19 protein-coding genes and 1 pseudogene are annotated in these 26,520 nt (G+C 45.3%); 4 read left to right on the forward strand and 16 right to left on the reverse strand.

Annotation, left to right across the window (positions count from 1 at the left end):
• Nucleotides 1–25: 25 nt before the first annotated feature.
• The 3 genes from GC096_RS01080 to GC096_RS01090 all read left to right on the forward strand — a co-directional run bounded on the left by GC096_RS01080 (nucleotide 26) and on the right by GC096_RS01090 (nucleotide 3,262).
• Nucleotides 26–1,384, forward strand: coding sequence for an ABC transporter substrate-binding protein (locus GC096_RS01080; RefSeq protein ID WP_171628450.1), 1,359 nt, complete (start codon nucleotides 26–28; stop codon nucleotides 1,382–1,384).
• Between the two features lie 88 nt (nucleotides 1,385–1,472).
• Complete coding sequence (locus tag GC096_RS01085) at nucleotides 1,473–2,411, forward strand: carbohydrate ABC transporter permease (protein ID WP_171628451.1); 939 nt, start codon at nucleotides 1,473–1,475, stop codon at nucleotides 2,409–2,411.
• Nucleotides 2,412–2,422: 11 nt separating this feature from the next.
• Nucleotides 2,423–3,262: a carbohydrate ABC transporter permease gene (locus tag GC096_RS01090; RefSeq protein WP_056619089.1), complete on the forward strand. Its 840-nt coding sequence runs from the start codon at nucleotides 2,423–2,425 to the stop codon at nucleotides 3,260–3,262.
• 78 nt (nucleotides 3,263–3,340) lie between these two features.
• Here GC096_RS01090 and GC096_RS01095 read toward each other — a convergent pair whose 3' ends face one another.
• The 9 genes from GC096_RS01095 to GC096_RS01135 all read right to left on the reverse strand — a co-directional run bounded on the left by GC096_RS01095 (nucleotide 3,341) and on the right by GC096_RS01135 (nucleotide 14,836).
• Nucleotides 3,341–4,144 carry a polysaccharide deacetylase family protein gene (locus GC096_RS01095; protein WP_171628452.1) on the reverse strand — a complete coding sequence of 268 codons (804 nt, stop codon included), beginning with the start codon at nucleotides 4,142–4,144 and terminating at the stop codon, nucleotides 3,341–3,343.
• Nucleotides 4,145–4,160: 16 nt separating this feature from the next.
• Nucleotides 4,161–5,072: a carbohydrate ABC transporter permease gene (locus GC096_RS01100; protein WP_246302501.1), complete on the reverse strand. Its 912-nt coding sequence runs from the start codon at nucleotides 5,070–5,072 to the stop codon at nucleotides 4,161–4,163.
• Nucleotides 5,073–5,074: 2 nt separating this feature from the next.
• A complete protein-coding gene (locus GC096_RS01105) occupies nucleotides 5,075–6,025 on the reverse strand; it encodes an ABC transporter permease (RefSeq protein WP_171628453.1) in 951 nt (316 codons plus the stop codon).
• Nucleotides 6,026–6,113: 88 nt separating this feature from the next.
• Nucleotides 6,114–7,787 carry a type 2 periplasmic-binding domain-containing protein gene (locus GC096_RS01110; RefSeq protein WP_171628454.1) on the reverse strand — a complete coding sequence of 558 codons (1,674 nt, stop codon included), beginning with the start codon at nucleotides 7,785–7,787 and terminating at the stop codon, nucleotides 6,114–6,116.
• 99 nt (nucleotides 7,788–7,886) lie between these two features.
• Complete coding sequence (locus GC096_RS01115; RefSeq protein ID WP_171628455.1) at nucleotides 7,887–10,676, reverse strand: sensor histidine kinase; 2,790 nt, start codon at nucleotides 10,674–10,676, stop codon at nucleotides 7,887–7,889.
• Nucleotides 10,676–11,455 (reverse strand): response regulator transcription factor, encoded by a 780-nt coding sequence (locus GC096_RS01120; protein WP_171628456.1) that lies wholly within the window; start codon nucleotides 11,453–11,455, stop codon nucleotides 10,676–10,678. Before GC096_RS01120 ends, GC096_RS01115 begins: the two co-directional genes overlap by 1 nt.
• A 124-nt stretch (nucleotides 11,456–11,579) precedes the next feature.
• The gene (locus GC096_RS01125; RefSeq protein WP_171628457.1) at nucleotides 11,580–12,650 is read right to left on the reverse strand and encodes a sialidase family protein; all 1,071 of its coding nucleotides are present in this window, start codon (nucleotides 12,648–12,650) and stop codon (nucleotides 11,580–11,582) included.
• Between the two features lie 42 nt (nucleotides 12,651–12,692).
• Nucleotides 12,693–13,643: a D-2-hydroxyacid dehydrogenase gene (locus GC096_RS01130; protein WP_171628458.1), complete on the reverse strand. Its 951-nt coding sequence runs from the start codon at nucleotides 13,641–13,643 to the stop codon at nucleotides 12,693–12,695.
• Nucleotides 13,644–13,666: 23 nt separating this feature from the next.
• Entirely contained in the window at nucleotides 13,667–14,836 is a 1,170-nt protein-coding gene (locus tag GC096_RS01135) for a mandelate racemase/muconate lactonizing enzyme family protein (RefSeq protein ID WP_171628459.1), read from the reverse strand.
• Nucleotides 14,837–15,195: 359 nt separating this feature from the next.
• On the opposite strand from GC096_RS01135, the gene GC096_RS01140 reads away from it, so the two are divergent.
• Nucleotides 15,196–17,631, forward strand: coding sequence for a sialidase family protein (locus tag GC096_RS01140; protein ID WP_171628460.1), 2,436 nt, complete (start codon nucleotides 15,196–15,198; stop codon nucleotides 17,629–17,631).
• Between the two features lie 178 nt (nucleotides 17,632–17,809).
• Here the strand turns inward: GC096_RS01140 and GC096_RS01145 are convergent, their stop codons facing one another.
• The 7 genes and pseudogenes from GC096_RS01145 to GC096_RS01170 all read right to left on the reverse strand — a co-directional run bounded on the left by GC096_RS01145 (nucleotide 17,810) and on the right by GC096_RS01170 (nucleotide 26,455).
• Nucleotides 17,810–18,022, reverse strand: a complete 213-nt coding sequence (locus tag GC096_RS01145) for an early set domain-containing protein (protein ID WP_171628461.1) — start codon at nucleotides 18,020–18,022, stop codon at nucleotides 17,810–17,812.
• 118 nt (nucleotides 18,023–18,140) lie between these two features.
• Nucleotides 18,141–18,473, reverse strand: a complete 333-nt coding sequence (locus GC096_RS38560) for a hypothetical protein (RefSeq protein WP_246302502.1) — start codon at nucleotides 18,471–18,473, stop codon at nucleotides 18,141–18,143.
• Nucleotides 18,474–18,563: 90 nt separating this feature from the next.
• Nucleotides 18,564–18,650, reverse strand: a pseudogene (locus tag GC096_RS39465) (hypothetical protein); the annotation flags it as partial.
• 367 nt (nucleotides 18,651–19,017) lie between these two features.
• Complete coding sequence (locus GC096_RS01155) at nucleotides 19,018–19,185, reverse strand: aspartyl-phosphate phosphatase Spo0E family protein (protein ID WP_171628462.1); 168 nt, start codon at nucleotides 19,183–19,185, stop codon at nucleotides 19,018–19,020.
• Nucleotides 19,186–19,633: 448 nt separating this feature from the next.
• A complete protein-coding gene (locus GC096_RS01160; protein WP_171628463.1) occupies nucleotides 19,634–20,383 on the reverse strand; it encodes a polysaccharide deacetylase family protein in 750 nt (249 codons plus the stop codon).
• A 21-nt stretch (nucleotides 20,384–20,404) separates the two neighbouring features.
• Nucleotides 20,405–21,457, reverse strand: coding sequence for a glycoside hydrolase family protein (locus GC096_RS01165; protein WP_246302503.1), 1,053 nt, complete (start codon nucleotides 21,455–21,457; stop codon nucleotides 20,405–20,407).
• 75 nt (nucleotides 21,458–21,532) lie between these two features.
• Nucleotides 21,533–26,455, reverse strand: coding sequence for a sugar-binding protein (locus tag GC096_RS01170; protein WP_246302510.1), 4,923 nt, complete (start codon nucleotides 26,453–26,455; stop codon nucleotides 21,533–21,535).
• Nucleotides 26,456–26,520: the final 65 nt, after the last annotated feature.

Consider the following 26,520-nt stretch of genomic DNA (forward strand, 5'->3'; position numbering starts at 1 on the left):
TCCAAATCATCAAGGAGGGGTAAACATGAAACAGTTAAAAAAGCCTGCAACGATCCTAATCAGCCTCGTAGTACTGGCAAGTGTAGCGTTGACAGGCTGTAGTTCTAACAAAGAGGAAAAAAGTGCATCGAACACAACTCCGGCAGCATCAACGAAAGAAATCGATTGGAAAACCGTGAAAGCGGATATACGTTTCGTCTATCCGGGAACATCAGAGGCAGAAAAAGAGTTAGCCGATCAATTTAAAACAAAAATGAAAGAAAAGTATCCAAACGTCAACATTGAGTACATGTTCTTATCCTGGCAGGATATGGAGAAGAAGCTGCCTATTATGCTATCCTCTGCCGATTATCCGGATATAACGATGACTCAAGACGTCACAAGCCTTATTCAGCTGGATGGATTGGAGGATATTTCTCCCTATATGAATAAACCAGGCGCTGCATTGAAAAAAGATGATTTTCTACCAGGCACACTGGAATATGCGTCCAGAGGAGATAAAATCTATTCCGTTCCGAATCTTGCCAACTCCTTTACCCTCATGGTAAATGAACAAATGTTGAACGAAGCCGGCATGAAAGTTGAAGAATTAAAAACATGGGAAAACGTAGAGAAAGCCGCACAACTCATGACCAAAGGCGATAAGTACGGCTTTGGATACCCAATGGGCGTAGCTCGTTTTGCTTTCAGAGTTCCTTTCACCGCCGCATATAGCAATGGGCTTCTGCTCAGCGATACATCGGAAGCATCAAAGAAAAAATATATCGAGACACTGGATCACTTCAAAAAACTAGAAGCTTTTGAGCCTAAGGCACATTTCACTTGGGGCTATCCGGAAATGTGGCGATCGTTTAGCAACGGAGAAGTGGGCATGGTTGCTGCAGGAACCTACTTTTCTGCTAATGTGTACAGCATCAATCCGGACATCATTAAGGTAACCAGAGCGATTCCTTATCCGAAAGGACCTTCCGGGGACAAGGCACAAGCACCGGTATCGAGCGTTGGAGTAGGCATGTTCAAAGGCAGCAAAAATAAAGATGTTGCATGGAAGCTAATCGAAGAGTGGTCCTCTTCCGAGTTCAATACGTCAGAAGCAGCCGTAGTCAATGTCACGGCAATGAAAACTGCAAATTTGGATGAGATCGTCAAGAAGGCTGAAAAGGTTTACCCAAAAGCCATTGATGGCCACAAACGAATTTTGCAAGACTTTAACCAAATTCTTGTCAACAATGGTGTACCCATGGCTACCATCGTAGGGCAACCTGAGATAGAGACGCTTGTGCAAGATAATATGACGAAGCTTCTCACGGGAAAAACGAGTACGGAAGAAACGTACACGGCTATCAAAGATGGGATCAATAAAATAAAAGATAAGTTCAAATAACGTTTGTAAGCATGCATCGGGGAACCGACAGGAAGTTAAAGTCGCTGTTCCCCGTTTTTTTTACTCTTATAAAGGAGGTAGTTCACCTATGGACACGCCAATCAAACAACCTGCTTCTTCTATTGCGTTAAGAAATAAACATAACCGTTCCCTTATCAAACGGTATGCTTTCGGATATTTGCTGCTTGCGCCAGTCGTATTATATGTGGCCTTGTTTCAATTTTATCCGTTGTTCGATACGCTTCGTCTCAGCTTCTTCAAATACTCACTGCTTCATGGCGGTGGCACGCAGTTTACGGGCTTGAACAACTATAAAGAGTTGATTATGGATGATGATCATTTCTGGTTTATTCTTAGAAATAGCCTTGTTTGGGTTATTGGTTCAACATTGCTCCAATTTCTCATAGCCGTTCCAGCTGCACTTATCCTAAATCAGAAGCTTCGCCTCAGGGGCCTTTGGCGTGGGTTAGTTATGGTTCCATGGGTTTCTCCTGTTGTTGTGATCGGTATCATTTGGAAATGGATTTATGACGGACAATATGGGTTGCTCAATTACTATTTAAAGCTGCTGCATCTGCTTCAAGACAACATCGTTTGGCTTGGGAACGAATTTTGGGTGTGGCCATCATTGCTGCTCACTTCTACTTGGAAAGGGTTCCCCTATGTTACATTAATGCTGCTATCCGCACTGCAGGGAATTTCCAGTGAGATGAAGGAAGCAGCAGAAATTGACGGGGCGACCAATTGGCAGAGATTTCTTTATGTCACACTACCTTCGTTAAAACCCATCATGTATGTCACTGGTATGGTTTCACTCATCGCTTCTTGGACGAAGTTCGAAATGATCTGGGCATTAACCAATGGTGGACCGGGTTATACAACCAGTATTTTGCCGACCTATTTATACACCCATGCATTCGTTTATTTGGATTTAGGTAAAGGCGCTGCTATTGGAACTTTATCGATGCTGATTGTGTTGATTATGGTATTTGCATATGCGAGATTGTTTGGTAAAGATAATAGTTAAGGGGCGAGAACATGAGAGAAACTTACTTGATGAGAATATGGAAATACACGATTTTGTTTCTATTATTAGTTTTTACCTTAGTACCTTTTCTCTGGCTTTTGGATACTTCATTCAAGAGCGACGAAGCCATATTTGCCTCTAAACCGACTTGGTGGGTATCACCTTTTACTTTGGATAGTTATACATGGGCTCTAGGAAAAAAAGGGATCCAGCTTGGAAAACTGTTGTCCAATTCTCTGATCACATGTGCGATTACCGCGCTGATAACGGGTTTGATAGCTTGTATCAGCGGTTATGGTTTAGCCAGATATAAAGTTCCAGGGATTAAATTCATATTCGTACTGCTCGTATTGGCGCAGATGATTCAAGGACCAATGATTATGATTCCATGGTATAAGTTTGCATCCTCGATGTCGCTTTTGAATACCAAAACAATACTTGTCATGATTTATTGTACAATGACAATTCCTGTTGGCGTCTGGATCATGAGCGGTTTTTTCAAAACAATCCCGATCGATTTGGAAGAAGCGGCCTACATGGATGGCGCATCGAAACTAAAAACATTGTTTGTTGTTGTGATTCCCCTTGCTTTGCCCGGGCTAGTCGCCATTAGCCTCTATTCCTTTATTCTTGGTTGGAACGATTACCAATACTCGCTTATTTTAACGAACTCCCTTGCTGCGAAAACTGTCCAGGTTGGCATCGCTGAGGTGATGGAAAGCATGGGTTCGACCAATTGGGGAGGCATTCTGGCAAGCGGTGTAATTATCATCCTTCCAATTATTCTGATCTTTGCTATCATTCAGAAATTTCTCATTGAAGGTTTAACCGCCGGAAGTGTTAAAGGATAATTTCTACACAATAACGAGTGTTAAGAAGGCTTGTAACCTTTAACACTCGTTTCAAAGTTTCTATCACAAACATCTATTTCACACGAATAGTCTTTTAGTTTCTCCAGGCTTTATTTCAATGGCTTGTCCTTCCAAGCTGAACCACACGGACAAGGCAGAAGGATTATGAACCAGTTCCCCTGAAACAGCAAACCGTAATTGGTGCAATGCTTTGACGTAAAGGACGATTTCAATATTGGTCGCATACCATATATCGGGATGCCGACCGACCAATTCACCAAATCGCTCAAGCTGCTCCCAGTTTTGATTGTTATTAAATTCATAACTATGACCCCATACATATAGCAAAGACATTCGAGGATGACGCGGTCGCTCATCAATAAACTTTTGGCCGTATTCCAGCATATCGCGATGGTGGCAGGTAGGAGACCACAGCAACCACTCCTCCGGCATGTCAAAGCTTCCATGATTGATCGTAGTTCGCGCATACTCCACTCCCAGTGCAGGAAGCAGCGACACAACCTCCTTGTTCCAAGCGCCGTGAGGGTATGACAACCCCTTTACGGGATATTCGACAAGCTGCTCCAACTCCCGGCGATCCTGCAAGATCTCATCGGCAATTCGTTCCTTTGGAGACAAACTCAGAAATGGATGGCTGACCGTATGAGCTGACACCTCATGCCCGCTAAATAATTCTTTCACTTCCGAACGATCCAAATAACCTGGTTTTCCCAAGAGTCCGGAATTCAAGTGAAACGTCCCCCGAATGTCGAAATCATTCAAAATACGAACCATTCTCCGGTCGAATTCCCGTCCGTCATCGTAACTTAGCGTCAGAGCTTTGCACTTTCCGCCGGGAAATAGATCAAAACGAATACGCATACCATCCCTCCAAATTTCAACCTTTTACGGAACCAATCATAGCTCCTTTTATGAAATATTTTTGCAGCCATGGATATATTAATATGATGGGGCCTATCGAAAGCAGCGCAATGCCTGAGCGGACGTTGCTCATCGCAAGCTGCGCTTGCTGCGCATTATTATTTAACATCAAATCATTGCTTTGTTCACTGATGGATGCCAGCATTTCACGCATAATCACTTGGATAACCGTCAAATTGCGGTTCCGAATATAAACAATGGCATCAAACCATGCATTCCAATGCTCGACTGCAGCCCAAAGGGCTATGGTAGCCAGTACAGGCGTCGAAACCGGCAAAATGATTCTAAACAGAAGCGTCAAATAACCGGCTCCGTCGATCACGGCGGATTCCTCCATAGCTGTATCCAAGGACATAAAATAATTTCGCATGATAATGATACTGAAAATGGCAACAGCTCCCGGAATGATGAGAACTAGAAAGTTGTCGAGCAGCCCCAAACTACGAATGATCAGATAAGTCGGGATTAACCCCCCGCTAAAAAACATAGGGATGATGAAATAAGTGGTAAGCCCCCCGCGAAAAGGAAGTTCTTTCTTGGCAAGCGGATAAGCAGCCAGTATGGTAAATAAAACCTCCAATACAGTCCCGAAGGCGGTACGTAAAATCGAGTTCATATAGGGCCGAACGATCTCCCCAGTGGAGAGCAAATACCGATAAGCTTCAAAGGACCAATTATTTGGCCAGAAATGGAAACCGAGCGTAGTCGCTTCTCTTCCGTCGGAGAAAGATAACACCACCACCTGCCAGAACGGATAGAGGATGACCAATGAAAAAATAACCATAAACATGCTGTTTAGACCAACAAACCACCAACCGGGTTGGAGTCTGACGCGGATTCTGCCTGTTCTTTGCTGCACTTGCCTCATGTTCACCACACCCCATAGTCGTTGAATTTACGCACAATCTGATTCACTGTGACGAGCAGAACAACCCCCACCACGTTTTTGAACAACCCGACTGCAGCGGAATAATCTAATCTAAATTCGACGAGACCCGCCCGGTACACATAGGTATCGATAATATCTCCAACTTCATAGACCAACGGACTATACAAGTTAAGAATTTGATCAAACCCGCCGGATAAAATGTGACCTAAACGAAGTAGAAATAAAATAGTGATCACAGGGATAAGCGAAGGCAGTGTAATATAAATCATCTTGTGAAAACGGTTAGCCCCGTCTGATTCCGCCGCTTCATAGATTTCCGGTGAAATCGAGGATATCGAAGCCAGATACAGAATCGACGCCCAACCCACTTCCTTCCAGGCATCGGAAATAAGCAGAAGAGGGATAAAATAAGTTTTACTGGATAAAAAGTTGATCGGTGTTCCGCCGAATAAGGTAATGACGTAATTGACTACCCCCCGCTGTGGGGAAAAGACCTCAACGACCATGCTGGCAATAATGACCCAAGACATGAAATGCGGTAAATACGAAATGCTTTGTACGGTCCTCTTGAATTTATTGTGCATGATTTCGTTGATCAGCAGCGCAAAGATGATCGGGAACGTAAAGCCTACCGCAAGCCGCAGAACGCTGATGATGACGGTATTTCGGAGTGCTCTTATAAATACGAAATCATGAAACATATTTTTAAAGTGTTCAAAATTATTCCAGGGGCTGTCCCAAATGCCAAGCCCGGCTTTAAAGTCCTTAAAAGCTATGATCACGCCATACATCGGCGCATAATGAAAGATAGCAAGATGCACGACAGGCAACAGCAAAAGAAAATACAACATTTTCATTTTTTTTACTTTTTTCCACTTCAGAGCTCTGGATGGTTTCGCTTTAATAACTGATGTTTCAACTGAGATAGCCATGTTCCTCCGCCTTTCTAAAAAGTGGGGAGACTTGTCTCCGACAAATCTCCCACGTTCCATATCTTATTCGTTTTTCCTATATTGGAAATTACTTCTTACGGAGATCGGCGACTTTCGGCGCTTTTTCCAGTTCGGCAAGAAGCTCATCACCACCGCTGCTGCGCCAATTCTTCACGTAGGCATCCCAAGCAGAATCGACATTCAGCTCACCCGTAATGGACTTAAACAAGAATTCATCCGTAATCGTTTTTAATTTTGCATCGTATTTGGTTTTCAACTCATTGTATTTGGTTTGATTGAAATAATCCCATTTGAAGGGCCGATAGGCAGTTTTCCTGCCTATTTCTGCTCCAAAATACAGATCTGTCAATTTGGAAACGGCAGCATTACTATAATACGCATTGACATTCCCTAGTTGGATCGGCAAATTGTAGTAACCTATACCGTCTTTTTCGACTTCCGCTGCCTGTTTAGGAATGACAGCCGACTTATAAGGCTCAGCTTCCCACGAATAATCTTTTCCTTCTTCACCGAACGCTGAGAGCATGAGCCCCTCTTTGTCCAAGTTCAAATAGTCAAAAATCTGGAGAATACGGGCTAATTTTTCATCCGAGACATCCTTTTTGATGACCATCGCGTAGCCGAATCCATCTACAGGCGTATAAGCGGCCGAACCCTGCTGACCTTTAGAACCGATAGGTGCCGGGGTAAAAAGAAATTTCGCATTCGGATCCTTCAAGACGAGATTTCCAGGCGGACGATTGAACGTAAAGGGCACCATGCCTGCCGCTTGAACCTGCACCTGCGCTGCGCCGTATTTCCCGGCAGCGAATTTTTCCCAGCTTTTAGCGCGGTTTAATGTGGTGAATTCCGGATCGATATACCCCTTCTTATTTAAAGAGGCCATGTATGTCAGAAACTCTTTATAGTTTTGGCTGATCGCATAATTGACTACTTTCCCGTTTTCCTCCACATTATAATCCCAACCAACGCCAAACGCCCCAGCTTCCGTATTTAAAGCCCAAGATGCATCGCTATTGTTCAGAAGTAAACCATACGTATCCTTTTTACCGTTGCCGTCAGGATCATTATTGGCAAACGCTTCGAACATTTTCTGCTCTTCATCTAGTGTAAACGCTTGCTTTGTAAAGAAAATTCTTTCGGCACCACCGGAAGTCCCCACTGGAACGATGTCCCCTTTAGGCTTAAATCCGAGTTTTTCCATCCAATCCAGACGGTAAACTTGACCCCAAGTGAGATTATCCCAATCTTGTTTATAACCCGTGAGGGCATAATATTCGCCATTCTTACCAGGAACTTGATTTATTTTCCACCCCGTTGGCTGATCGCTTAAAACTTTAGCGTAATTAGGAGCGTACTTCATGATCATATCCTTGGGTATGCTTCGGGTGACAGCATCCGAATATAGCTTATCCGGTGCATCCATGAAGGCGATATCAGGCAACTCTCCTGACGCTACCATCAGATTTTTTTGTTCCTTGTTGTTTACGTCCAGTTTTCGATTCTTCAATTTCACATTGAATTTCTTTTCAATCATTTGTTGAACCTGGTTGTTGTCTTCAATCTTACCTCTTGCCCCTTGGCCAACCCAACTGATTTCCAGCGTTTTTGAGGTATCCGCCGGCTTGTCTGACACATTGGTAACGTTCGGTTCGCTCGTTGTTTCCCCCCCCGAGCATCCCGAGGCCATCAAGACTACTGCCAAGCTTAGTGCGGTAACGCTTACTTTTTTACTTGTCATATTCATCCCCCTAATCTTATCGCTTGCCTTACCTATTCATTATAAATAAGAAGCCCCTGAGATCAGTAACACTATCATCAGGGGTTTATAATACGAATCTCATACATTTGAGGACGCTTCCATAGGGTTAACGCTCTGGTACGGAAGCCGGATTGTCACTATCGTTCCAACACCGGGACTATCGATCGATAAGCCATACACATCGCCAAAATGGAGTTTAATTCTACTATTCACATTATATAATCCTACATTTCCCCGATCTCTATTCTCCAAACGAAGACGAATTTCTTCTAGCTTATTTTGTTCTATGCCGGGGCCGTTATCCTTGACGACCACTTCGATATGATTCTCCTTTTTCATACAGCTGACCCTGATCCTAATCTCGCTGTTATTCATCTTAAGCGTATGTCTTATTGAATTCTCAATAATGGGCTGTAGGATCATCTTATTAACGACACAATCGTTCAGCGATTCGTCCATATGCCATTCGAAATAAATCCTATTCTTATAGCGGTAGCTCATGATCTTCGAATAGGACTGGCAGTAAACGATCTCTTCTCTAAGCGTCGTTAATGGGCTGTCTTTCCCCATGGCGTATCGAAACAGACGACTCAATAGTCCAATCATATCTACTGCCAAATGGCGCTCTCCCTTTTCGATCATATACATGATATTTTCAAGTGTATTGTAAAGGAAATGGGGATTAATTTGTGCCTGCAGCGCCTCCATGTGCAGCTCCCTTTTCTCAAATTCAAGGGTTAGCCTTTCTTCATTCGCATCCAACGTGTCCTGTACCAACCTGTGAATCCTCTCCAGCATGTGGTTAAAGGAAATTCTTAGCTGTTCAACTTCATCAATCGCAAAGCTTCTATGGAGAGTTAATTGATTAACACGATCAAGATCAATGCTCAGATAACGGTTTTGAATGGAAGCTAGCGGCTGCACTAAATACTGTGACATCAAATAGGAAAATAGGAGAATCAGCAAAAAAAGAATGACTAACAAATAAATATCATCGAAAAAGAGACGTATCACCTGATCCCTAATCGCCGAAGCATCGTACCTTGCAATCACATACCAGGGTAAAGCAGCGATTTTCTTGGAAAAATATATGGCGTTATTCGAGCGGAATAGGGTCCCCTCCGATGAATCCAATTGAAACGGAATGTCGGCTTTCTGCCCGATTCTTCCCATATCCGGATGGGAGATTATACGTCCATTTTCATCCATGATAAACGCTTCACTGCCATTCCCGTTCAGATCGGCATACAGATTGGTGAAGAATACACCGTTTATATCCGTTTTCATATAAGCAATCGGACTTGAATAGCGATTTATATCGACGATGCCTATGCTTAAACTTACCGTAGAGGATGCTGTATCCGTCGGTGGAAGCCAGTAAAAAATAGGTTTACGGCTAGCACGCATTTGCTCGAAAAAAGTCTGGTCGATTTGGTTTGCATGCTTATATCGATTGCTGTAGATCAATTGATTATTTATATTGTAGATGCCAATGGCATCCTCACTGAGAATGGGCAAAAAACTATCAAAAATGAGTTGATCCATATGCTGTTGCAGGTTATTGCTCGGTTGATCTACGTAGGATACAACAAACGCATCGTAAGCCAAACGGGTCATGGCAGACTCTTTTTGATCGGCAAATAACTCTACCCTATGAGCTGTCTTATCAAACAGCGTATAAAAGGTTTCTTCCAATTCCTGCGTAATAATTTTTGATGATTGCACATAAAAAACCGTAACGAAAAGACAGATAGGAAGCAGTATCGTAATTAAAAAATAGACAAAAAAACGGTCCCTCATCGTGAACCTTTTGTATCGATTCCGTCCATCTTCTACAGGTTCCCATCGTTCCTCCAAGCTGCGCTGCCTGCCGATCCAACTAATCAGGCTGTGCAAGGGGAACAAGATTTTGCGGCCAATCAAATGCGATAGAAATAAAGTAAGTAATGCGCTGCCGCCTAATATGATGAGCGAATATCCCCCAAGCGCCAGAAGCTGCCTTTTGTGAAACCCAGATTCGTTTTCAGCCAATGCGATGCGGATGTCATGAAATCCGATATCCCGAAAAAAATAACGTTTCCCCGAGAGTGGAATGCCGTCCATTTGCTGCGTATTCTCCCTACTTTTCAGCAGTTCATTGATTTCTGGCGTAACTGTGCTCCCCTTAAATAGAACTTGGTCCTTTGCATCCAAGATCGCCAGAGATTCACCGTATGGAAGAATACGATTGAACACCCCTGCATTTAAATTGATGGTGAGTATTCCGAGTGAACCTTCTGGACCTTTAAGCGGACACATAAAGTAACTCGATTTGTTCCATATGTCCAGTAGATTTCGCAGTGCATCATCATTGATTTCCAAGGAATTCAAGTCAAATGCTTGATACGTCTGGTTTATGGAGACGAACCTGATCTGATTGTCTAGGTTGGAAAGTGACAATTGATTGCCTTCAAAATAATACGAGGAATACTTGGCATTCGAACTGTACTGGCCACCCTTTGTCCAAACCGTGATGCCACTGATGAACTCATTTCCTTTATTCAAATTAAATAGGGAGGACTCTACATTTTGCGACAGACTCACCTTTTCATACGAGGTTGCATCTTGTCGCTCTAATTTGTCCAATGATTGGATTAATATGGTGTTATTCCGTAAACTATCTATGGTTTGATAAATATCTTCGAATTGCTTGCGCACATCCGCGGTTGTTTGATTCAATTTCATGGCTTGCATCATATCGGTTTTCTCATCAATGTAACGGACGGTTTTCACATAGAGCACATATCCGATAATGATGAGCATTAGTGAGACGATCGAAAGGGAGAAAAGCAACAAAAAACGATTCAGCTTTATCTCTTTTCGCTTCATTACATGCCTTCCTTGAACTGGAAGACCGATCCGCCAGATTCTCTATAGGTTTGCGGCGTAACACCGCTTATGCGTTTGAATATTTTATTGAAATACGAAAAATTGCCATAACCGACACTCATCGAAATTTCAAAAACTTTGTAATCGGTATGCAACAATAATTTCATGGACTCGTTGATTCTAACCTCGTTCAGATAATCAATAAAATTCTTTCCCGTTTCCCGCTTGAATAATGTGCTGAAATAGTTCGGATTGACGTGCAGCCGTTCCGAAACGTCTTCAAGCTTGATTCGTTCTGGATAGTTTTCAGTAATATATTGCTTCGCAACAGCAACATACGAATTGCGATCTCCACTCGTCTTTACGACCATATGTTTAACGGAATGAACGGGCTGCCCAGCTTCGTTCTTTAAATTATTGGCGACATCTCGGAACAGCTCGAGGAATTCATCGCGAATAATTGGCTTAAGCAGATAACCTTTCACCCCAAAACGTATCGCCTCTTTAGCATATTGAAAATCATCATACGCACTCATCAGTGCAACCTTGATGTGAGGAAATTCACTTTTCACGCACTGTGCAAGTTCTAATCCCGTCATATTCGGCATTAAAATATCCGTCAAAATGACATCCGGATGACATTCGCGTACCATTTGTAGAGCTAATTCTCCATCAGAAGCACACCCTGCCACTTCAAATCCAATCTCAGCCCATGGCATGTTATTAATTACCCTTTCGCGAATAAACTCCTCATCATCAGCAATCAATACTTTGTACATCGGATCCATTCCCCCCCTGTTATAAGCGCTTACAAATAGAGAAGATTGTTTCTCCTTATAAATTAGATGTTACCTTGATAAGTATGAAAAAACAACTACCGTCTATAGACGGTAGTTACCTTGCTTAAACCATTATTGTGGTGTCTAACACTGCAGCCATTAAATCGATTCCAGTCCTTTTAAACGGTGGATCTGTTGCCGGCGCATCGAAGGCCGGATCCTCGACCTGCATGTAGGTAATGATGGCTTTGCCGGATTTTGTAAACATACAATTCAGATTGGTATATTCATTCGGACCCACCGCAATGTTCCCAACTCTTTTCCAGGATTCCCCGCCATCTGTAGAAACTGCTGCGCTTAAAGGTGTACGTCGTCCGAAATGATGCTTGCCGGGTTCGTACTGACTATCGTTCCATAACAGAAGGAGTACATCGGTGCCAGGAATTCGCCGCAAACAAGTGCATGATTCCGGCGATTTCAAACCGCTTGTTTGCGGTAAACTCCACGTGTTGCCGCCGTCCATTGAAGTGCACAGAAATACCGCTCCTAATTGAGACCTGATGGACATGAGAAGACGTCTGTCGCTCAATTCAGCAACGGAGGATTCCATAGCGCCACGCATAGGCAAATCTACGGTACCAGCTGCACGCGTCCATGTAAATCCGTCATCATCGCTAAAGTAGCATCCTATCTCATTGTGTTGACCACCTTGATGGCCTGTGCCGAAGTGGAATGGAAGTAACAACCGACCGCTGGACAATAGGTTGATATGATTCGCACCGCCTTGCAGCCATTGCCCCTTCGTACGTTCCCAAATGTGTGCAAGAAATTCCCAACTCTCGCCTCCATCCTTCGAGACATAGGTTTCCATTGTGGAGCTGGATCCCCCCTGATGGCCTCTTAAGCAATGGAGAATTAACGTACCATTGGGTAGAAGACACAGACCAGGAGCCTGTACATTGTGATCTTCTGGATTGACATCGATGAGCATCCGCTCGCGTTCCCAGGTCATTCCGCCGTCCGTAGAAGTTTTGGCATAAATCCGGCATAAATCGAAATCGCTTCCAAAAGAACCGTCATACTTGTGCCAAACCGCTAGCAATGTACCATCCTCCAACTCAGCGATGGAAGCCGTATCATTCCTTGGGTTATTTGCAGCGGATTTCGCAATTGTCGCGTATTTTATTGTATTCATCCTGTCATTTCACCTCGTAAATGGTCATTGTTGTCATTTTTTTTATAAATTCACCTGATTGAGAAATGGTTTCCCCTCACGATAATTCATCAGATTGTTCAAGAGCAAATGACAGAAACGATCGAATTCTTTGACCGACCGTCCTCCCGAATGAGGTGTAATGATCACATTATCCATTTCCCATAACGGACTTTCCATTGGAAGCGGTTCTACCTCGAAGACATCAAGCCCCGCGCCCTTCAGCCTACCGCTAATCAAAGCCGCATGCAGGACATTCTCATCGACGATACTTCCGCGAGCCAGATTATAGAAATAGGCCCCCTTTTTCATAGAAGCGAACATTTTATAATCAAACAATTTCTCTGTCTGTGCGTTGCCGGGTAAGATCAGAATCACATGATCAGCTTTCGCTACAGCTTCCTTCATTCGGGAGCTTGGGTACATTTCATCCATGTAAGGATGTGATTCTCCGATTTCACGACGCACCCCAATAGTACGAACGCCTAGTAGACGCAGACGTCGCGCGATTTCTGTGCCGATGCCGCCCACTCCGACAATGCAAGACGTGCTGCCATACACCTCTTCATATTCGGATTGACGACTCCAGCTATGCTTACTCATATCGCGTATGTGATGCGAAATACGGCGCGTCAATGCGAACATCATAGCAATTAAATGCTCTGCTACAGCAACAGACATGACACCGCTAGCATTACAAAGCGTAAAAGAAGGATCATCTTGATGTTTGTTGCCTAGGAAAGCGTCATAACCAACGCTTCCTAATTGGACAAGCCGAACCGGGCTTCCTGCCAACCATTCCGCTTTCGGCCAACCAACGATAATATGAGACCTACTTATCTTTTCACGGAAAACAGACTCAGAAGTTTCTTCGTCTATTCGTTCCATTGACGCCCAACCGGACAAAGCCTGCCGGATACGTTCCATGTGTTCTTCCGTAAAACCATTAACTGCAACCAAGACGTGAGGTTTCATGGTTTATTTCTCCCACCTTCCTATTAGGATAACGTCAGCGGAACCCGATATACAGAACCTGGCATGTATGGATATTTCTCTTCCAGCCCGTCGGGCCAATGTACACCCAATCCAGGGGTTGACGGAACCTGTATACATCCGTTCACCATTTTCAAGGGTTCAACCATCATTTCCACACGTAGGGGATTCGGCACATTGGAAAGTTCCAGAATCGTGCAGTTCCTAGAAGCAAACGCAGCGTGGAAATTCCCCATGATGCCCACTCCTCCGCACCATGCATGAACGGCAATCGGAATGGACTTACGTTCGCACATTTGCGCTACTTGGCGGAAAACGCTTAATCCCCCGATAACGGCCGCATCCGGCTGGAACAGGTCGAGCGAATTCGCTTTCAAATACGATTCAGCTTCTACAAGACTTGTAACCGTCTCGCCTCCTGCAATAGGGATGTTGACGTGACGGCGAATTTCCGCAAATCCTTCATAGTTAGTTACCTCTGCTGGTTCTTCAATCCAAAGAAGGTTGTATTTCTCAATGCGTTTTGCGATCTCAATTGCCTGTTTGACAGACCATGGATACTTCGCTAAGCCTTGCGCAGCATCGACAGCCAGTCCGATATCCGGGCCAAGTGCTTCACGGCACACAGCAACCTTCTCTTCAATCGCGTCGATATCCGGCAGCAGGTTGATTCGAATTTTCACCGCCCGGAAGCCTTGCGACACATAGTCACGCATTTCTTGTTTAAGCTCGTCAATCGGCTTATTATTACCACCGCTCGCATAAGCCTTAATTTCATTATGCACCTTGCCACCAAGTAATTCGTACACTGGAACGCCAAGTGCCTTGCCTTTTAGATCCCAAAGTGCCATTTCGATGCCGCCAATCACGCATTGCGTTAGCCCCATTCTACCTAGATAATAATTAGCAACCCGCATTCGATCGGACATCTCAAGAACGGACATGGGGTTTTGCCCGATCAGATCGTGCTCCATTTGTTCCGCTATTCCTCTGACTGCTTCGGGTGCATAAGTACCCGCGTAGGTTTCACCCAAACCATAAATGCCTACATCGGTTTCCACTTTCAGAAAGGCCGTTGGACGGTACCCTGTTTTCAGACAAATTTCCCGCTCCGCATCCCCTTTACTTGCATACGGAGCGCTGACAAGGATACATTTAACAGCTGTGATTCTCATTGCGGTTTTTCCCCCTCGATGTTCACTTTCACCAAATAATTCGTTTACTCCGCTATTTATTATATAAAAGAAGCATCTGAGGTCCGTAACACAATCATTAGACGTATCTAATACAATCTTCACCAATTTGGAGACGTTCTCTTCTGCTAATGACTGGAAGTCAGTTCAGCAGAATAATGCTTAATTAAATCCACCAAATCTAAATTTCATCCCGTTATCGTATAGCGTTCATAGTGATATTATGAGATGGCATCCAACTTCTAAAGGAAAGGGGTACGATAGTAAGTGTCTACTTTTGAATGCGCTTTAAAATTAACTATGATTCATGGCAATTGATATGTTGAGAGGAGACTTTATTTATGAAAGAAAATCAAAGAACACTTCTTTTTAGCCTATGTTTCACTTTCATCTTTACCTTGATGCTTGGGTGCTTCATCGTTGTAAATTCATCTGTTGCTCAAGCGTCTTCACCACCTTCTTACACGCTCGATGAAAAGGTAGCTTATCAAAATGATGGCTCAAATAACTTTTGGTGGACTCACATGCGATGCGCAACCATTCCGGGCGGTCCAAGTCCCCAAATCATGTGTACCGTTTCCAAAGATAAAAATGAGAGCCCTACCAATTTAACCGATGTTTTCTATGATATCGCCTACACTTCCAGCACAGATCTCGGGGAAACATGGTCATCGCTTACAACCATCCCCCAATATCAATGGAAGACATTACCGGATGGTTACCAGGGTATGTTAATTGATCCCGTACCCGTTTATCACGAAAAAACAGGAAAGATCATCCTGTTCGGCATGGCACAATCATACAGTCTTACTTTTACCAAGAAACATAACTACCCCGCTTATGCGATATACGATCCTTCCACTTCAACTTGGAGCAGCGATTGGTATATATTCGACTGGCCTAATGGACTCGGCCATACCGGCAGTGTTTATCCTTATGAAGTAGACGATGGTACCGGAGACATGCTTTGGCCAATCAATTTAATGGACGGAACGGGCAATGTAAAGGTTGTTAAAGCATCATTTAACGGGACTGCGCTTTCTTACATCAGCCAAGGTACATCAGTTCCCAATTCAGGGGGCAACGGGAACCGTTCTGGTATTGAAACATCCATTACCAAGTACAATAACGAATATTTTATGACCCTTCGCGATGATATCCAGAACAGATTGGCCAAAAGCAGCGACGGTTTAACCTGGCAGTCAGCAGTGACTTTGCAATGGGAGGACGGAACTGCTGTAACCGGAAGTATGAATACGCAGATGCATTGGGTGACGCAACCGAATGCGCTATACCTGGTCTATACGCGTCAAGATGATTCTAACACGGATATCCTCAGATATCGGGCTCCCTTATGGATGGCTGAAGTCGATCCGGTTACGCTTCGGCTCAAAAAAAACACAGAACAAATCGTGATGTCGATAACGGACAACCGGGCGCAATTAGGCAATTTTGGAACCACTGCGGTTACGTCTGATTTGAGCCTCGTGACAAGTAACGAATGGCATTCCCTCGTTCCGAATCGAGCCATCGTTTCGAGAATTTGGTGGAATAAGTCTATAGTCGGTAACTGGAGTTTAGATGAAACTTCAGGAACTACTGTTGTGGATTCCGCTACCGGCCTTAATCCCGGAACCATTGTGAACGCGACACGAAACACGAACGGCAAATTCGGCAGCGCTTTAAACTTTGACGGCAGCGGCGATTATGTGACCTTAGGCCATCCTGCCAGCGGTGCCTTTGATTTCGGAACCTCACAAAACTTCTCGGTTTCTGCTTGGGTGAAAACCAGTGTGACGGGCACAACTAAGTATATTTTGAATAAAGGAGATACGAACGCTTCGTACTGGTTACGCCTCGAGGCGAACAATACCATTAAATTCCTCCTCGACTATGGCAGCACCTTTGACGCCGCTCAATCGACAGCCACCTATACGGATGGGCTATGGCATCATGTTGTTGGTGTCGCCGACCGAACAGCAGGTCTTAAACTATACGTCGACGGTGTATTAGTTGGGCAAGATACCAGCCCTACAAGCGGGACCATCTCCAACTCCCTTCCATTAACCATTGGAAGCAATTCTACAAGCACAATGAATGGTTTGATTGATGAAGTTAGACTATACAACTATGCTTTGAATGCATCGGAAGTGGGACATTTATACGGGTTGAGCGGATATTGGAAGTTTGATGAGACCACAGGAAGTACAGTGCTGGATTCTACCTACAATGGTTATCATGGAACAATTACAAATGCTGTTCGGAGTGCGAGCGGTATGTTTGGCGGTGCTTTAAGCTTTGACGGAAATGGTGATTATGTATCTTTGGGAGATCCCTTCAGCAATGATTTTGATTTCGGTAGAACAGGGAACTTCTCCGTTTCCACATGGGTGAAGACAAGCGTCTCTGGTACAATCAAATATATGTTGAATAAAGGAGATACAAATGCCGCATATTGGTTACGATTTGAAACAAATAATACGATTAAGTTTCTGTTGGATTATGGTAGTACCAGTGATGCGGTCCAATCGACAGCAACCTTTGCAGATGGGCAGTGGCACCATGTTGTAGCCATAGCCGATAGAGTTTTGGGGCTAAAGCTGTACGTTGATTCTGTTTTGGTCGGCCAGAACACTACACTTACGGGAGGCAATATATCTAATGCATTTCCTTTGACCGTAGGCGTCAACTCCGCAAGCACGATGAACGGCCTGATTGACCAAATTAGCATTTATGCTTATCCATTAAGTGCAGCAGATGTGCAAAGCTTGCAGTAGAATTCCAACAATCACAATAAAAAAGGTCGCAAATAATGAAACTGACAAGTATACCCTTACTTTATTGGATAAACTATGCAGCCAAACCAAACAATTTATTGATCCATTCAACATCGGAAATAGCAGGTGATATTTCAACCTGCTGTTTCCTTAGCATATGAAAGGCTTCAATTCCCGCTTATTTTTCTTCGGCTGTCATGTCGCTTGATGTAATACCTGAGGCGTTAACTAGTTCTCCCCTGTATGAATAACTTCCCTTTAGTTTGTCGTGAACCGCTGTCACTGTCGACTGAGCTTGCGGAGAATTGGCGTCCAGCGTTTGCGTATCGATCAGCACGCCATTCTCATACAGATGGAACTGCGTCCTATTCGTCCCCCACCACATGTTCATCGTAATGTTGAAGACGCCTTCACCGTCCCAGTTATCGCTGGAACGAACAGTCTTTGTTGGAGTAGCCCCCTGACTTGCACGTTCAATGAATCGCTTCGCGTAGTTCCGAAGGCATTCGTCAACTCCGAAACATAACGGTACGTGCCGTTTGTTTAATCGTTCCCGACCAGTTGGCGTTGACGCCCGAATCGATCACATAGGTAGAATAGCCACTAGCATTCTCTTTCGTTGCAAACGTAACGGAACTCTTCGCATCCCAAGTTGGTTGCGTCGTTGTTGTAAAGAAAATTTGAACCATTGGATCGTTTGCATTATTCTTCAATCGAACTCGGACATAGCGATTCGCAGCGAGGCTGTTCAGGTTGTCAGCGGATACCATATAAGGGGCCGTTCCGCTACTCCTCAGCGTTAAGATCCCTCCAGACACCGTGCCGCTAATCTGGTTGGCCATTGACCAACCTTCCAGGTTGCCGTTTGAATTAAAATCCCACTGCAACCCGTAATTGCTATAGGCGATTGACGGTGCCCAGCCGGCTCCCGTCGTGTCTACGACCTGTACTTTGGGTGCGGGTATCGTGTACAGCTCGCCCCCCTCCAGATAGGAACATCCCTTGTCTCTCCTTGTAATAAGGAGCCTAGCACCGAACTAGCACCTCCCATTGCCGCATTGCTTGGGCCAAGCTTTCTTCATCGTCCGAAGATGTTCAGCTCAAGATCTCGAACTCCGTTTCATTCGGTGTAATAAAATCTACAAGCTGCGTCAGTTCACGAGAAAATTGGGGATAACATTTTTTGTTAATGCGATCACTCTATTGAATGACCCAAATTCAAACATCTCTGTAAGGAGAAAATGGCTTTTGCCGCGCTTCTCATGATTGGGTATGTTCTGGCCGTATTGATTGTTTTTTTCCTGAGCTTCCAGGACCAACTCAAATGTTCACAGCGATGTATGAACCTTTTGCAAAAATTTTGGAAAGATAGGAAACTCAGCAAGATTATCGCTTATGCAGCCACATCCACTTCTGAAGCTCATACAGTAGTGCATCTAGCTCCTTCGATTTTTGAAGTACCATACGGGACTCTAATCCATATTTATCACTCGCTTGATGCATTTCATTCCGAATACGCTCGATCTCCAGTACGATTTGAGTTAGTCGCTCCACGAAACCACCCTCCACATCATATATCGGGAAAACTTTAGAGAGGCTAACGCTTTCGTTGTTTCCTACACTGACCCGCACTTTGTACCGTCCTCAAAATCGATGTCGAAAAACGGGCTGGCAGCGGTCAGAAACCAACCCACTTCATGCACAAAAAGAGCGAAGCCTCATCGGTCCCGCTCTTAAAATGCAAATCCCATAGAAAATCCATGTCTGCCAGAAATACAGAAAGATAGTAAAAGAGCAAGTGTAGTAGACCGGGACAACATGAAGGCGCGAGGAAATAGAGGAGGAGATTTCTATCCCATATTTTTCCATATAATACCATTGTAGTACACGCCCACATCCCAACATGCAACAATTGTTTTACGTTAGCATAATTTAAAATTCATCATATTCTTTAAAAAAAGTAATTTGGAATACTTCTAACTTCAAGGATTTTTTCTTCTTTTTACTTTAAATGGATTTGGCCGCCGCCTCTTACTTCGATAATTTGATTGTCCACTTGAAGCCATACAGATAATGCTGAAGGATTATAGACAAATTGACACGAAGCAGCGAATTTAAGGTTTTGAAATGCTTTTAGATAATCCACGATCTCCATATTGGTCGCATACCAGATATCTAACCTGTTCCCGATAAACTCACAGAAGTTTTCAATCAATGACCAATTATTATCCTGATCAAACTCATAGCTATGCCCCCATACATACAGCATGTACAAATATTGCGTTTTATTCAAGTTTACAAAGGTTTCAGCCACATTCATTAAGTCCGAATTATGATGACATGTAGGCCTCCACGCCAACAAATCATCAGGCATCGCAAATTGCCCCGTACTCTGTGCAGTTCTTGCATACTCCACACCCAGATAAGGCAGCATTTCTATTATTGTCTTGCTGTACGAACCATTTGGATATTCAAAAATTTCTTCTATGATTTGCTCCTTCGGGCACCTTGCAATCGTAGGATGCGTCAACGTATGTGCGGAAACTTCATGTCCACCATACAGTTCTGCAACCTCCTTCTCCGATATACGGCCATCTGTGCCAAGCATCCCCGAGTTAAGATGGAACGTTCCTCTTATTCCAAACTTATTAAAAACTTCCACGAGTTTGATATCGGCGGTTTGACCATCATCATAACTCATTGTCACAACTTTATGCTTTCCCTGAGGAAAAGCCATCATGATTTTAGGCATAACTCCAGTCATTTCCCTTCATTATTTTATCACTCCAATAGTTATTGGTTCGCTAGTAGCCACTGCAATACAACGAAACTCATCTTGTCCTTCGAATATGATCAGCTTAGTCACATCACCAGGATTGTAAGACCTACTCGCGCAATAAAAGTGATATAGCACCCCGTTCCAATAGATTACACTCGACTTATGAGCATGGATTTCATCAAGTTCTCCTTGGGCTCCATGTGGAAGCAGCGGCTGCTCAAACGCACGCCAATTTGTTAAATCGTCAGAAAACGCCAGGGCCCCCTGCGCGTGACGGCCATCGAAGCCAAAGGCAAAATTGACCCACTGCTGACCATCATGCTTTATACAAGGGTCGCTAATAAATTGACTAAAAAAGCTCTCTTCCTTCACTTCAAGTATGGGGTTGTTCTCATAGCGTTCCCAATGGATTAAATCGTTCGAGAAGGCAAGCCCCGTCTCTTCTTTCCAAGGCCACTGCTCCTCGCGCTTAGCATTGTAAAACATCCAATATCTCTCTTCATGTTCGATAACGCAGCATTTATATAAACCTGCCTTTTCCCAAACCGCTCCATCTTGATTGGTAAAGACAGGCTGATCAAGCCTATGCCATTCCAGTAAGTTCTCATCCTCTGTCCAAGCGAGTCCCATCACGGCGCCGCCTGCTTCATAGCCCTTATCCGGATAAGCGTGGTAGATCATCCAATAGCGATTGTCTATCTTTTTGAGTCGCGGTAGGTCGTACAGGCCATTTGACTCCAGCAGCATCCATGATCCCGCAGCACCCACATGATCCCATCTTTCATCCGTGCGCAATCGCGGGAGAATAATCGCCTTATGCTCCCATTCCAACAAATTCGAGCTTGTCGCAAGCGCTGTCTGATATCCTACTCCGTCAAATCCGACGTACATCATATAGAAACAATCCTGATGGGCAAAAACAAAAGGACAATCGGCAGCTTGCGAATCAAAATTGCCTTCCATTCCCGATCCGCTCAATACCGGACGGTCGAGCCTATAAGGTGTATGCAGCTGTGTAAATTGCTGAATATTATTTTTCGACATCATGAACCACACCTAGCTTTCTTTTTTGTAAAAACACCTGCTCCCCATCGAGAGAGCAAGTGTTCAGGAATCATTTTATCAACTATTTACGATCACAATTAACTTCCCGCTAACCTTAGCTCCCGCATAATTCAGGAGTTCAACTTGGTACTCATACGTACCTTTCGGTTTATTGCGGATCGCCGTTGTGACCGACTGCGCGCTCGGCGTGCGATCAGCAAGCTGTCGCGTATCGATGAGTATGCCATTTTCATACAGTCGGTAGGTCGTACCATTAGTCCCCCACCACATATTCATGCTGACGTTGAAGTTTCCGTCACCATCCCAATTATCATGGGAGAGAACGGGCACCGCCGGTGCTGCTTGGGTAACCGTTACCGTATGCACATCGCTTCGTGTTGTACCCGATGCGTTGGAGAGCTCCGCATAATAACGGTAAGTACCATTAGGTCGGTACGTAACGGATGTGACGGTAGTTTGAGCATTCGGCGAATGCGCTGTGAGGGTTTGCGTATCGATCAGTACGTCATTCTCGAAAAGCTTATACGTACTGCCGTTATTTCCCCACCACATGTTCATAGTAACCGAGTACTTGCCGTCCAGAATTCCAGTGTCGTACCCATTATCATCCGACAACACCGCTTTGCCAGGAGCATCCTGAGGATTCGGTTTCGGCGAAGGCTTCACCGTAACGCCCCCATTCCCCTCACTATGAAGGAAATACGTGGCATCATTCTGATTGAACGAAACTTGAACCGGATATACCTTTTCCTGATCCGCGTTCGCTTCCAATTGGATGGTGTAGTTGAGCAGTGCTATCCCATTCACATCGGTAATAGCCGTTCCGATCGTATTCCCGTATACCGCAAAGGACACGGCTTCCCCGGCAATCGCTTGCCCATTCCTATCCTGCAATGTAGCCCTTAATTCTACGGAATCATTTAGCTTTCCTTCCGCATTAGAGGCTGCCAGTACCGTGCTATGGTACAGTTTGAAAGGAATCGTCTGCTCGGTCGCATTTCCTGCCTGATCAACAGCTTGTACGTATAACGTATGATTCCCTTTGCTAGTTACTGGGGTGCCAGATGTCCAAACTTCCTCATCCAAAAGCGTGCGAACGGTTTGCAAATCACCGTCTTCATCTTCGGCTTTCACGACCGGAATTACTTGATCCGTGTAGCTCTCCCCTGCCGTTACACCTTCCATGGTGATGACGGGAGACGTTGGCGCTTTGATCCATTGAACCGTTCTGAATTTTTTGGGATCTTTGGTTTCACCAATACCGGAGCCCCACTCGATATACCCTTTACGACCGGTACCATCGTTATCATTAACAAGCAACGAGAAGCTGAAGGCCCCATTCGTTTCCGGTTTGATCGGCACAAGCTCCGACCATGGAAGCGCAAGTTCATAGACCGTAACCTTTTGTGCTTCATCGCGCGATACCCGCAAAGAGCCGTTCGTCACAAGCTCCCTGACGCTGGTATTAGGCGATGAATAACGAAAGATTTGCGGCCCTTGCGGTGTTTGGGATAGTCCAATTTCATACCATCCCAAATTCTCTCCAGGGATACCCGCCATCGCAGCAAACTGCAGGCTGTCATTTTTCCAAATTTCCGCTCCGCTTATAGATGTATAATTCACATCGTCAATGATTTTCGCGGTCAAATAGAAATAATCCCGATCCCAATTCACCCATACGCTGCCGTCCAAATCCGTTGGACCTGTGTAATTTTGCATTTTTACCGTTCCTTGCGACAATTGGGCGACTGGCGGCGACGCGATGATCGCTGGGTCAGCCGAGCCATCAAGCAGCAGCGTACCAGGAAGGATCGGATTGAAATCCAGCTTCCCTCCATAAACGTAAGATGGTTTTCCGTCAAGTTGGATGGTCACTTGCGCTTGGTTGCTAACGCCGTAATTAAAGCCGCTCAGCGGAATATCAAACGTCTTGGTGGTGTCTGGAGGAATCACATCGTTCAAATTCTGTGTTCCTGACTGCGTACCAAACTGCCAATCAGCTTTCCTGACGGTTAGCCCTTGCTGCTTAGAATAGTTCTGGATTTGGATCTTCAATGCTTCCCCATTCGTATTCACATCCGTAATAACAGGGATGATTCTTGCACGATAGGAAGGGAGGGTCTGAATCGCATGCTTCAGTCTTCCAATTCGGTTCCCACTCACGGTCAAATCACCTGTTACGTAGCGAATGCCTTCCTGACTCAATCCAGGCAGAGCAAACGGCTGTGACGCAATCTGACCGGTTCCCGCGTTCAAAGGATAGGTTGATCCTTCCACTGCGAATGAAGCAGTGAGCGACGATGTGGATGCATTATTTGCTTCCACAGTCAGCAGCACGGGCTCACCAGTTACGGCTTCTGCCCCCGTCAATGCGAACGTCGAATCGACCGCAATACCGTCAATATCACTTTGAATGTAAATAGGTTCGGCGGTTAGTGTCATATACACCTTGCCATTCAGTGGTGTAAAGGTTTCCGTGTTCCCCATGATATCCGTGACTTGAATCGGTACATTCGTTTGAATGGCTGCCTGCACGGGGGTATTAGCCCAAACAACCCTTAGCTTCTGGCCGTTTTTATCAAATTTGTAGCTGGTTATGCCCGTACCGACGGTTTCTTGTTCGACAAATGAGGCTCCAATTAATTCTCGGGTCATCGCCCCGTAAGCCGCATAGGCTGGTTTCGGCGTGAATTGGCCCTTGGGATCGTTCTGATGTCGAATGAGACCAAAATTATTTTCGCCATAGTCGGCTTGCATGCCATCGTTCATCAAGTCGTACCAGAACACTTTCTCGACGCCGGCGCCCAGCGCCTGCACATAGGCACGCACCAAATAATCCGCTTGCGTTTTTTCGACTACGCCCGTGGTACCAATGTGTGTCGGCCAGCCGACTTCTGTAATCCAAAGCGGTTTATCTTGACCTTGATTATATTTCCGGATCAAGCTTTTCGCATCAAGCACAGCCTGCAGCATGCCATCTGGAGTTAGATTGTATGGATGGATGGAAACTGCATCCATGTACTGAAGTCCGCCAAGCTTAAACACTTCCTCCATCCAGGGGATATCGACAGCTGTTGCCATGCCGACTACGGTGACGTCCGGTCTGGCAGCTTTCACCGTCTCGTAGGTCTTCTTCAGCAGTTTAAAATAATAGTCTGGACGTGAGTCTGCCGGACCGTTCCCCCGATCACCGAAACCTCCGTTGAACTCATTGTAGACTTCCACCCATTCCATCTGATTGCCATATAAGTCCAACAAAGCCTTGCCATAATTGGCGAACCCCTGACGGCCATCGTCTGAATAGGGCGTACTGTCTTGATCGTAAAACGGATTCGTAAAGTCAAGGGTGATGAACGGCTTTAGGCCGTCTTGCTGCGTTTTCCGCATAAAGGCATCACGGCCTGGCGGCTTCTGATATTTTCCTTTTTCATATTCAACATCTACCCATGTAATTTCGTCACGGACATTTTTGGCCCCCGCCCGCTTCAACAGCGTACTTAACTCAGGCGTCCATCCGGAGCTTGTTCTAGCAAGGTGAGTGGATACCCCAAATGGAGAGTTGTCTGCCAGAGTTGGGTCATCAGCCGCCAAGCGGGCAAACGAAATGTCCGTACTCTGAATCGTTTGACCCCCCTTCTTCGCAGCAACAGATAGCTTATAATAACCAAGCTGCTGAACAGGAATCGTCAAATTCAATTGTCCGCCCTGCACCGCCTCGGTGCCTGCCAATACTTGTTGATCCAAATGATCATAAACGCTCCAGCTTACCGTATCTCCCCTTGTTGTGAGAGGAAAGGATGCAGGCTCACTCGCCAGGAAGATATTCCCCAATTGGGACTGCTGAACGGCCAAATCCGGGAAGGAACCGGTCGCAACGACATTGTCGAAGCGGATATCCCCGCTTGTTTTGCCGCTGACCAGACCGGACTTCTCCACCAAGAGCCCGATTGCCTGGGCGGGACCATGCCATACCCCGTCGTTTGCCCCGCTGTAATGCAAATAGCTTGTGCCGGCGTTAAAGGACCACACTTCGATTTTTTGCCAATCGCCAGTAGGTGCCAAGGCAATTTTCTGCTGATGTACCTGCCCTGTCGCGTCCTTCGCCAGCAGCAGGACCACAGAATAATCGGACGTTTTGACCCAGAACGACAGTTTCTTCATATCTATAGGCGTAGAAAAGCTTCGTCCGAGCGAAACATTCAGCCCACCAGCGCTGAAATTCCCGCTCAGCTTGCCTGAGTAAGCCCCCGACTTGATCTCGGCCGTATCCCGTATATATTCGCCCTTGGCTCCGCCTTGCGAGGCCAGCGACCATATGTCGAAGCCGTTCTCGAAGGTGCCGATGGCGTTCTCCCATACGTTCTCCTGAGGCGGCGCCGTTACCGACACATCGTCTATCCAAGCGTCTCCGCTCGTTTTGCCGCCGATCAAGTTGGACTTCTCCAGCAAAAAGGAGATGCCAATAACGGGACCGTGCCACTTGCCGTCGTTGGCGCCGCCGAAATGCAGATAGTTCGTGCCAATGTTGAAGGTGCTGATCTCGATCTTCTGCCAATTGGCACTCGCCAGCGCGATCTTCCGCTGATGCACCTGTCCGGTTGAATCAACTACCCTTAGCGTAATCGCGGAGGCGTCGCCCGACTTCAGCCAAAACTCCAGCTTCCGCATATCCAAGGGCAGAAAATTTTTACTGATGGCTACATATTTGCCGCCAGCACTGAAATCGCCATGTAACTTCCCCGAAAAGGTCCCGGATCTCGGAGCCGACGCATCCCGTCCATACGCGCCTTGGGCTCCCGGAAACTCGGATCCCAAGCTGAAATTCCAAAGTTCTTCATCGCTTTCAAAATTGCCGATCGTTGCGTTTTGCAAGGCTTCCTCCGCTTGCACCGTTGTCGCATTTCCTCCCGGCAGAAGTCCGTTCATAGGCCAGGCGGACACAAGCAGGACCAGAACCAAGCTTATCATCCACTTTTTCATTTCCACATTCATTCACTCCCTCTTTTATCATTTCCCATCTAATCGGCAATCCTATCACCGGTCCG

It is taken from the genome of Paenibacillus plantarum (assembly GCF_013141695.1).
Classification (GTDB): domain Bacteria; phylum Bacillota; class Bacilli; order Paenibacillales; family NBRC-103111; genus Paenibacillus_E; species Paenibacillus_E plantarum.

Coding starts and splice junctions, on each gene's coding strand:
- GC096_RS01140 (WP_171628460.1), top strand. CDS start 15,196: ATGAAAGAAAATCAAAGAACACTTCTTTTTAGCCTATGTTTCACTTTC.
- GC096_RS01135 (WP_171628459.1), bottom strand. CDS start 14,836: ATGAGAATCACAGCTGTTAAATGTATCCTTGTCAGCGCTCCGTATGCA.
- GC096_RS01100 (WP_246302501.1), bottom strand. CDS start 5,072: ATGAGGCAAGTGCAGCAAAGAACAGGCAGAATCCGCGTCAGACTCCAA.
- GC096_RS01160 (WP_171628463.1), bottom strand. CDS start 20,383: ATGCCTAAAATCATGATGGCTTTTCCTCAGGGAAAGCATAAAGTTGTG.
- GC096_RS01115 (WP_171628455.1), bottom strand. CDS start 10,676: ATGAAGCGAAAAGAGATAAAGCTGAATCGTTTTTTGTTGCTTTTCTCC.
- GC096_RS01165 (WP_246302503.1), bottom strand. CDS start 21,457: ATGATGTCGAAAAATAATATTCAGCAATTTACACAGCTGCATACACCT.
- GC096_RS01080 (WP_171628450.1), top strand. CDS start 26: ATGAAACAGTTAAAAAAGCCTGCAACGATCCTAATCAGCCTCGTAGTA.
- GC096_RS01105 (WP_171628453.1), bottom strand. CDS start 6,025: ATGGCTATCTCAGTTGAAACATCAGTTATTAAAGCGAAACCATCCAGA.
- GC096_RS01125 (WP_171628457.1), bottom strand. CDS start 12,650: ATGAATACAATAAAATACGCGACAATTGCGAAATCCGCTGCAAATAAC.
- GC096_RS01120 (WP_171628456.1), bottom strand. CDS start 11,455: ATGTACAAAGTATTGATTGCTGATGATGAGGAGTTTATTCGCGAAAGG.
- GC096_RS01110 (WP_171628454.1), bottom strand. CDS start 7,787: ATGACAAGTAAAAAAGTAAGCGTTACCGCACTAAGCTTGGCAGTAGTC.
- GC096_RS01145 (WP_171628461.1), bottom strand. CDS start 18,022: ATGAACATGTGGTGGGGGACGAATAGGACGCAGTTCCATCTGTATGAG.
- GC096_RS01090 (WP_056619089.1), top strand. CDS start 2,423: ATGAGAGAAACTTACTTGATGAGAATATGGAAATACACGATTTTGTTT.
- GC096_RS01170 (WP_246302510.1), bottom strand. CDS start 26,455: ATGAAAAAGTGGATGATAAGCTTGGTTCTGGTCCTGCTTGTGTCCGCC.
- GC096_RS38560 (WP_246302502.1), bottom strand. CDS start 18,473: ATGGCCAACCAGATTAGCGGCACGGTGTCTGGAGGGATCTTAACGCTG.
- GC096_RS01130 (WP_171628458.1), bottom strand. CDS start 13,643: ATGAAACCTCACGTCTTGGTTGCAGTTAATGGTTTTACGGAAGAACAC.
- GC096_RS01095 (WP_171628452.1), bottom strand. CDS start 4,144: ATGCGTATTCGTTTTGATCTATTTCCCGGCGGAAAGTGCAAAGCTCTG.
- GC096_RS01085 (WP_171628451.1), top strand. CDS start 1,473: ATGGACACGCCAATCAAACAACCTGCTTCTTCTATTGCGTTAAGAAAT.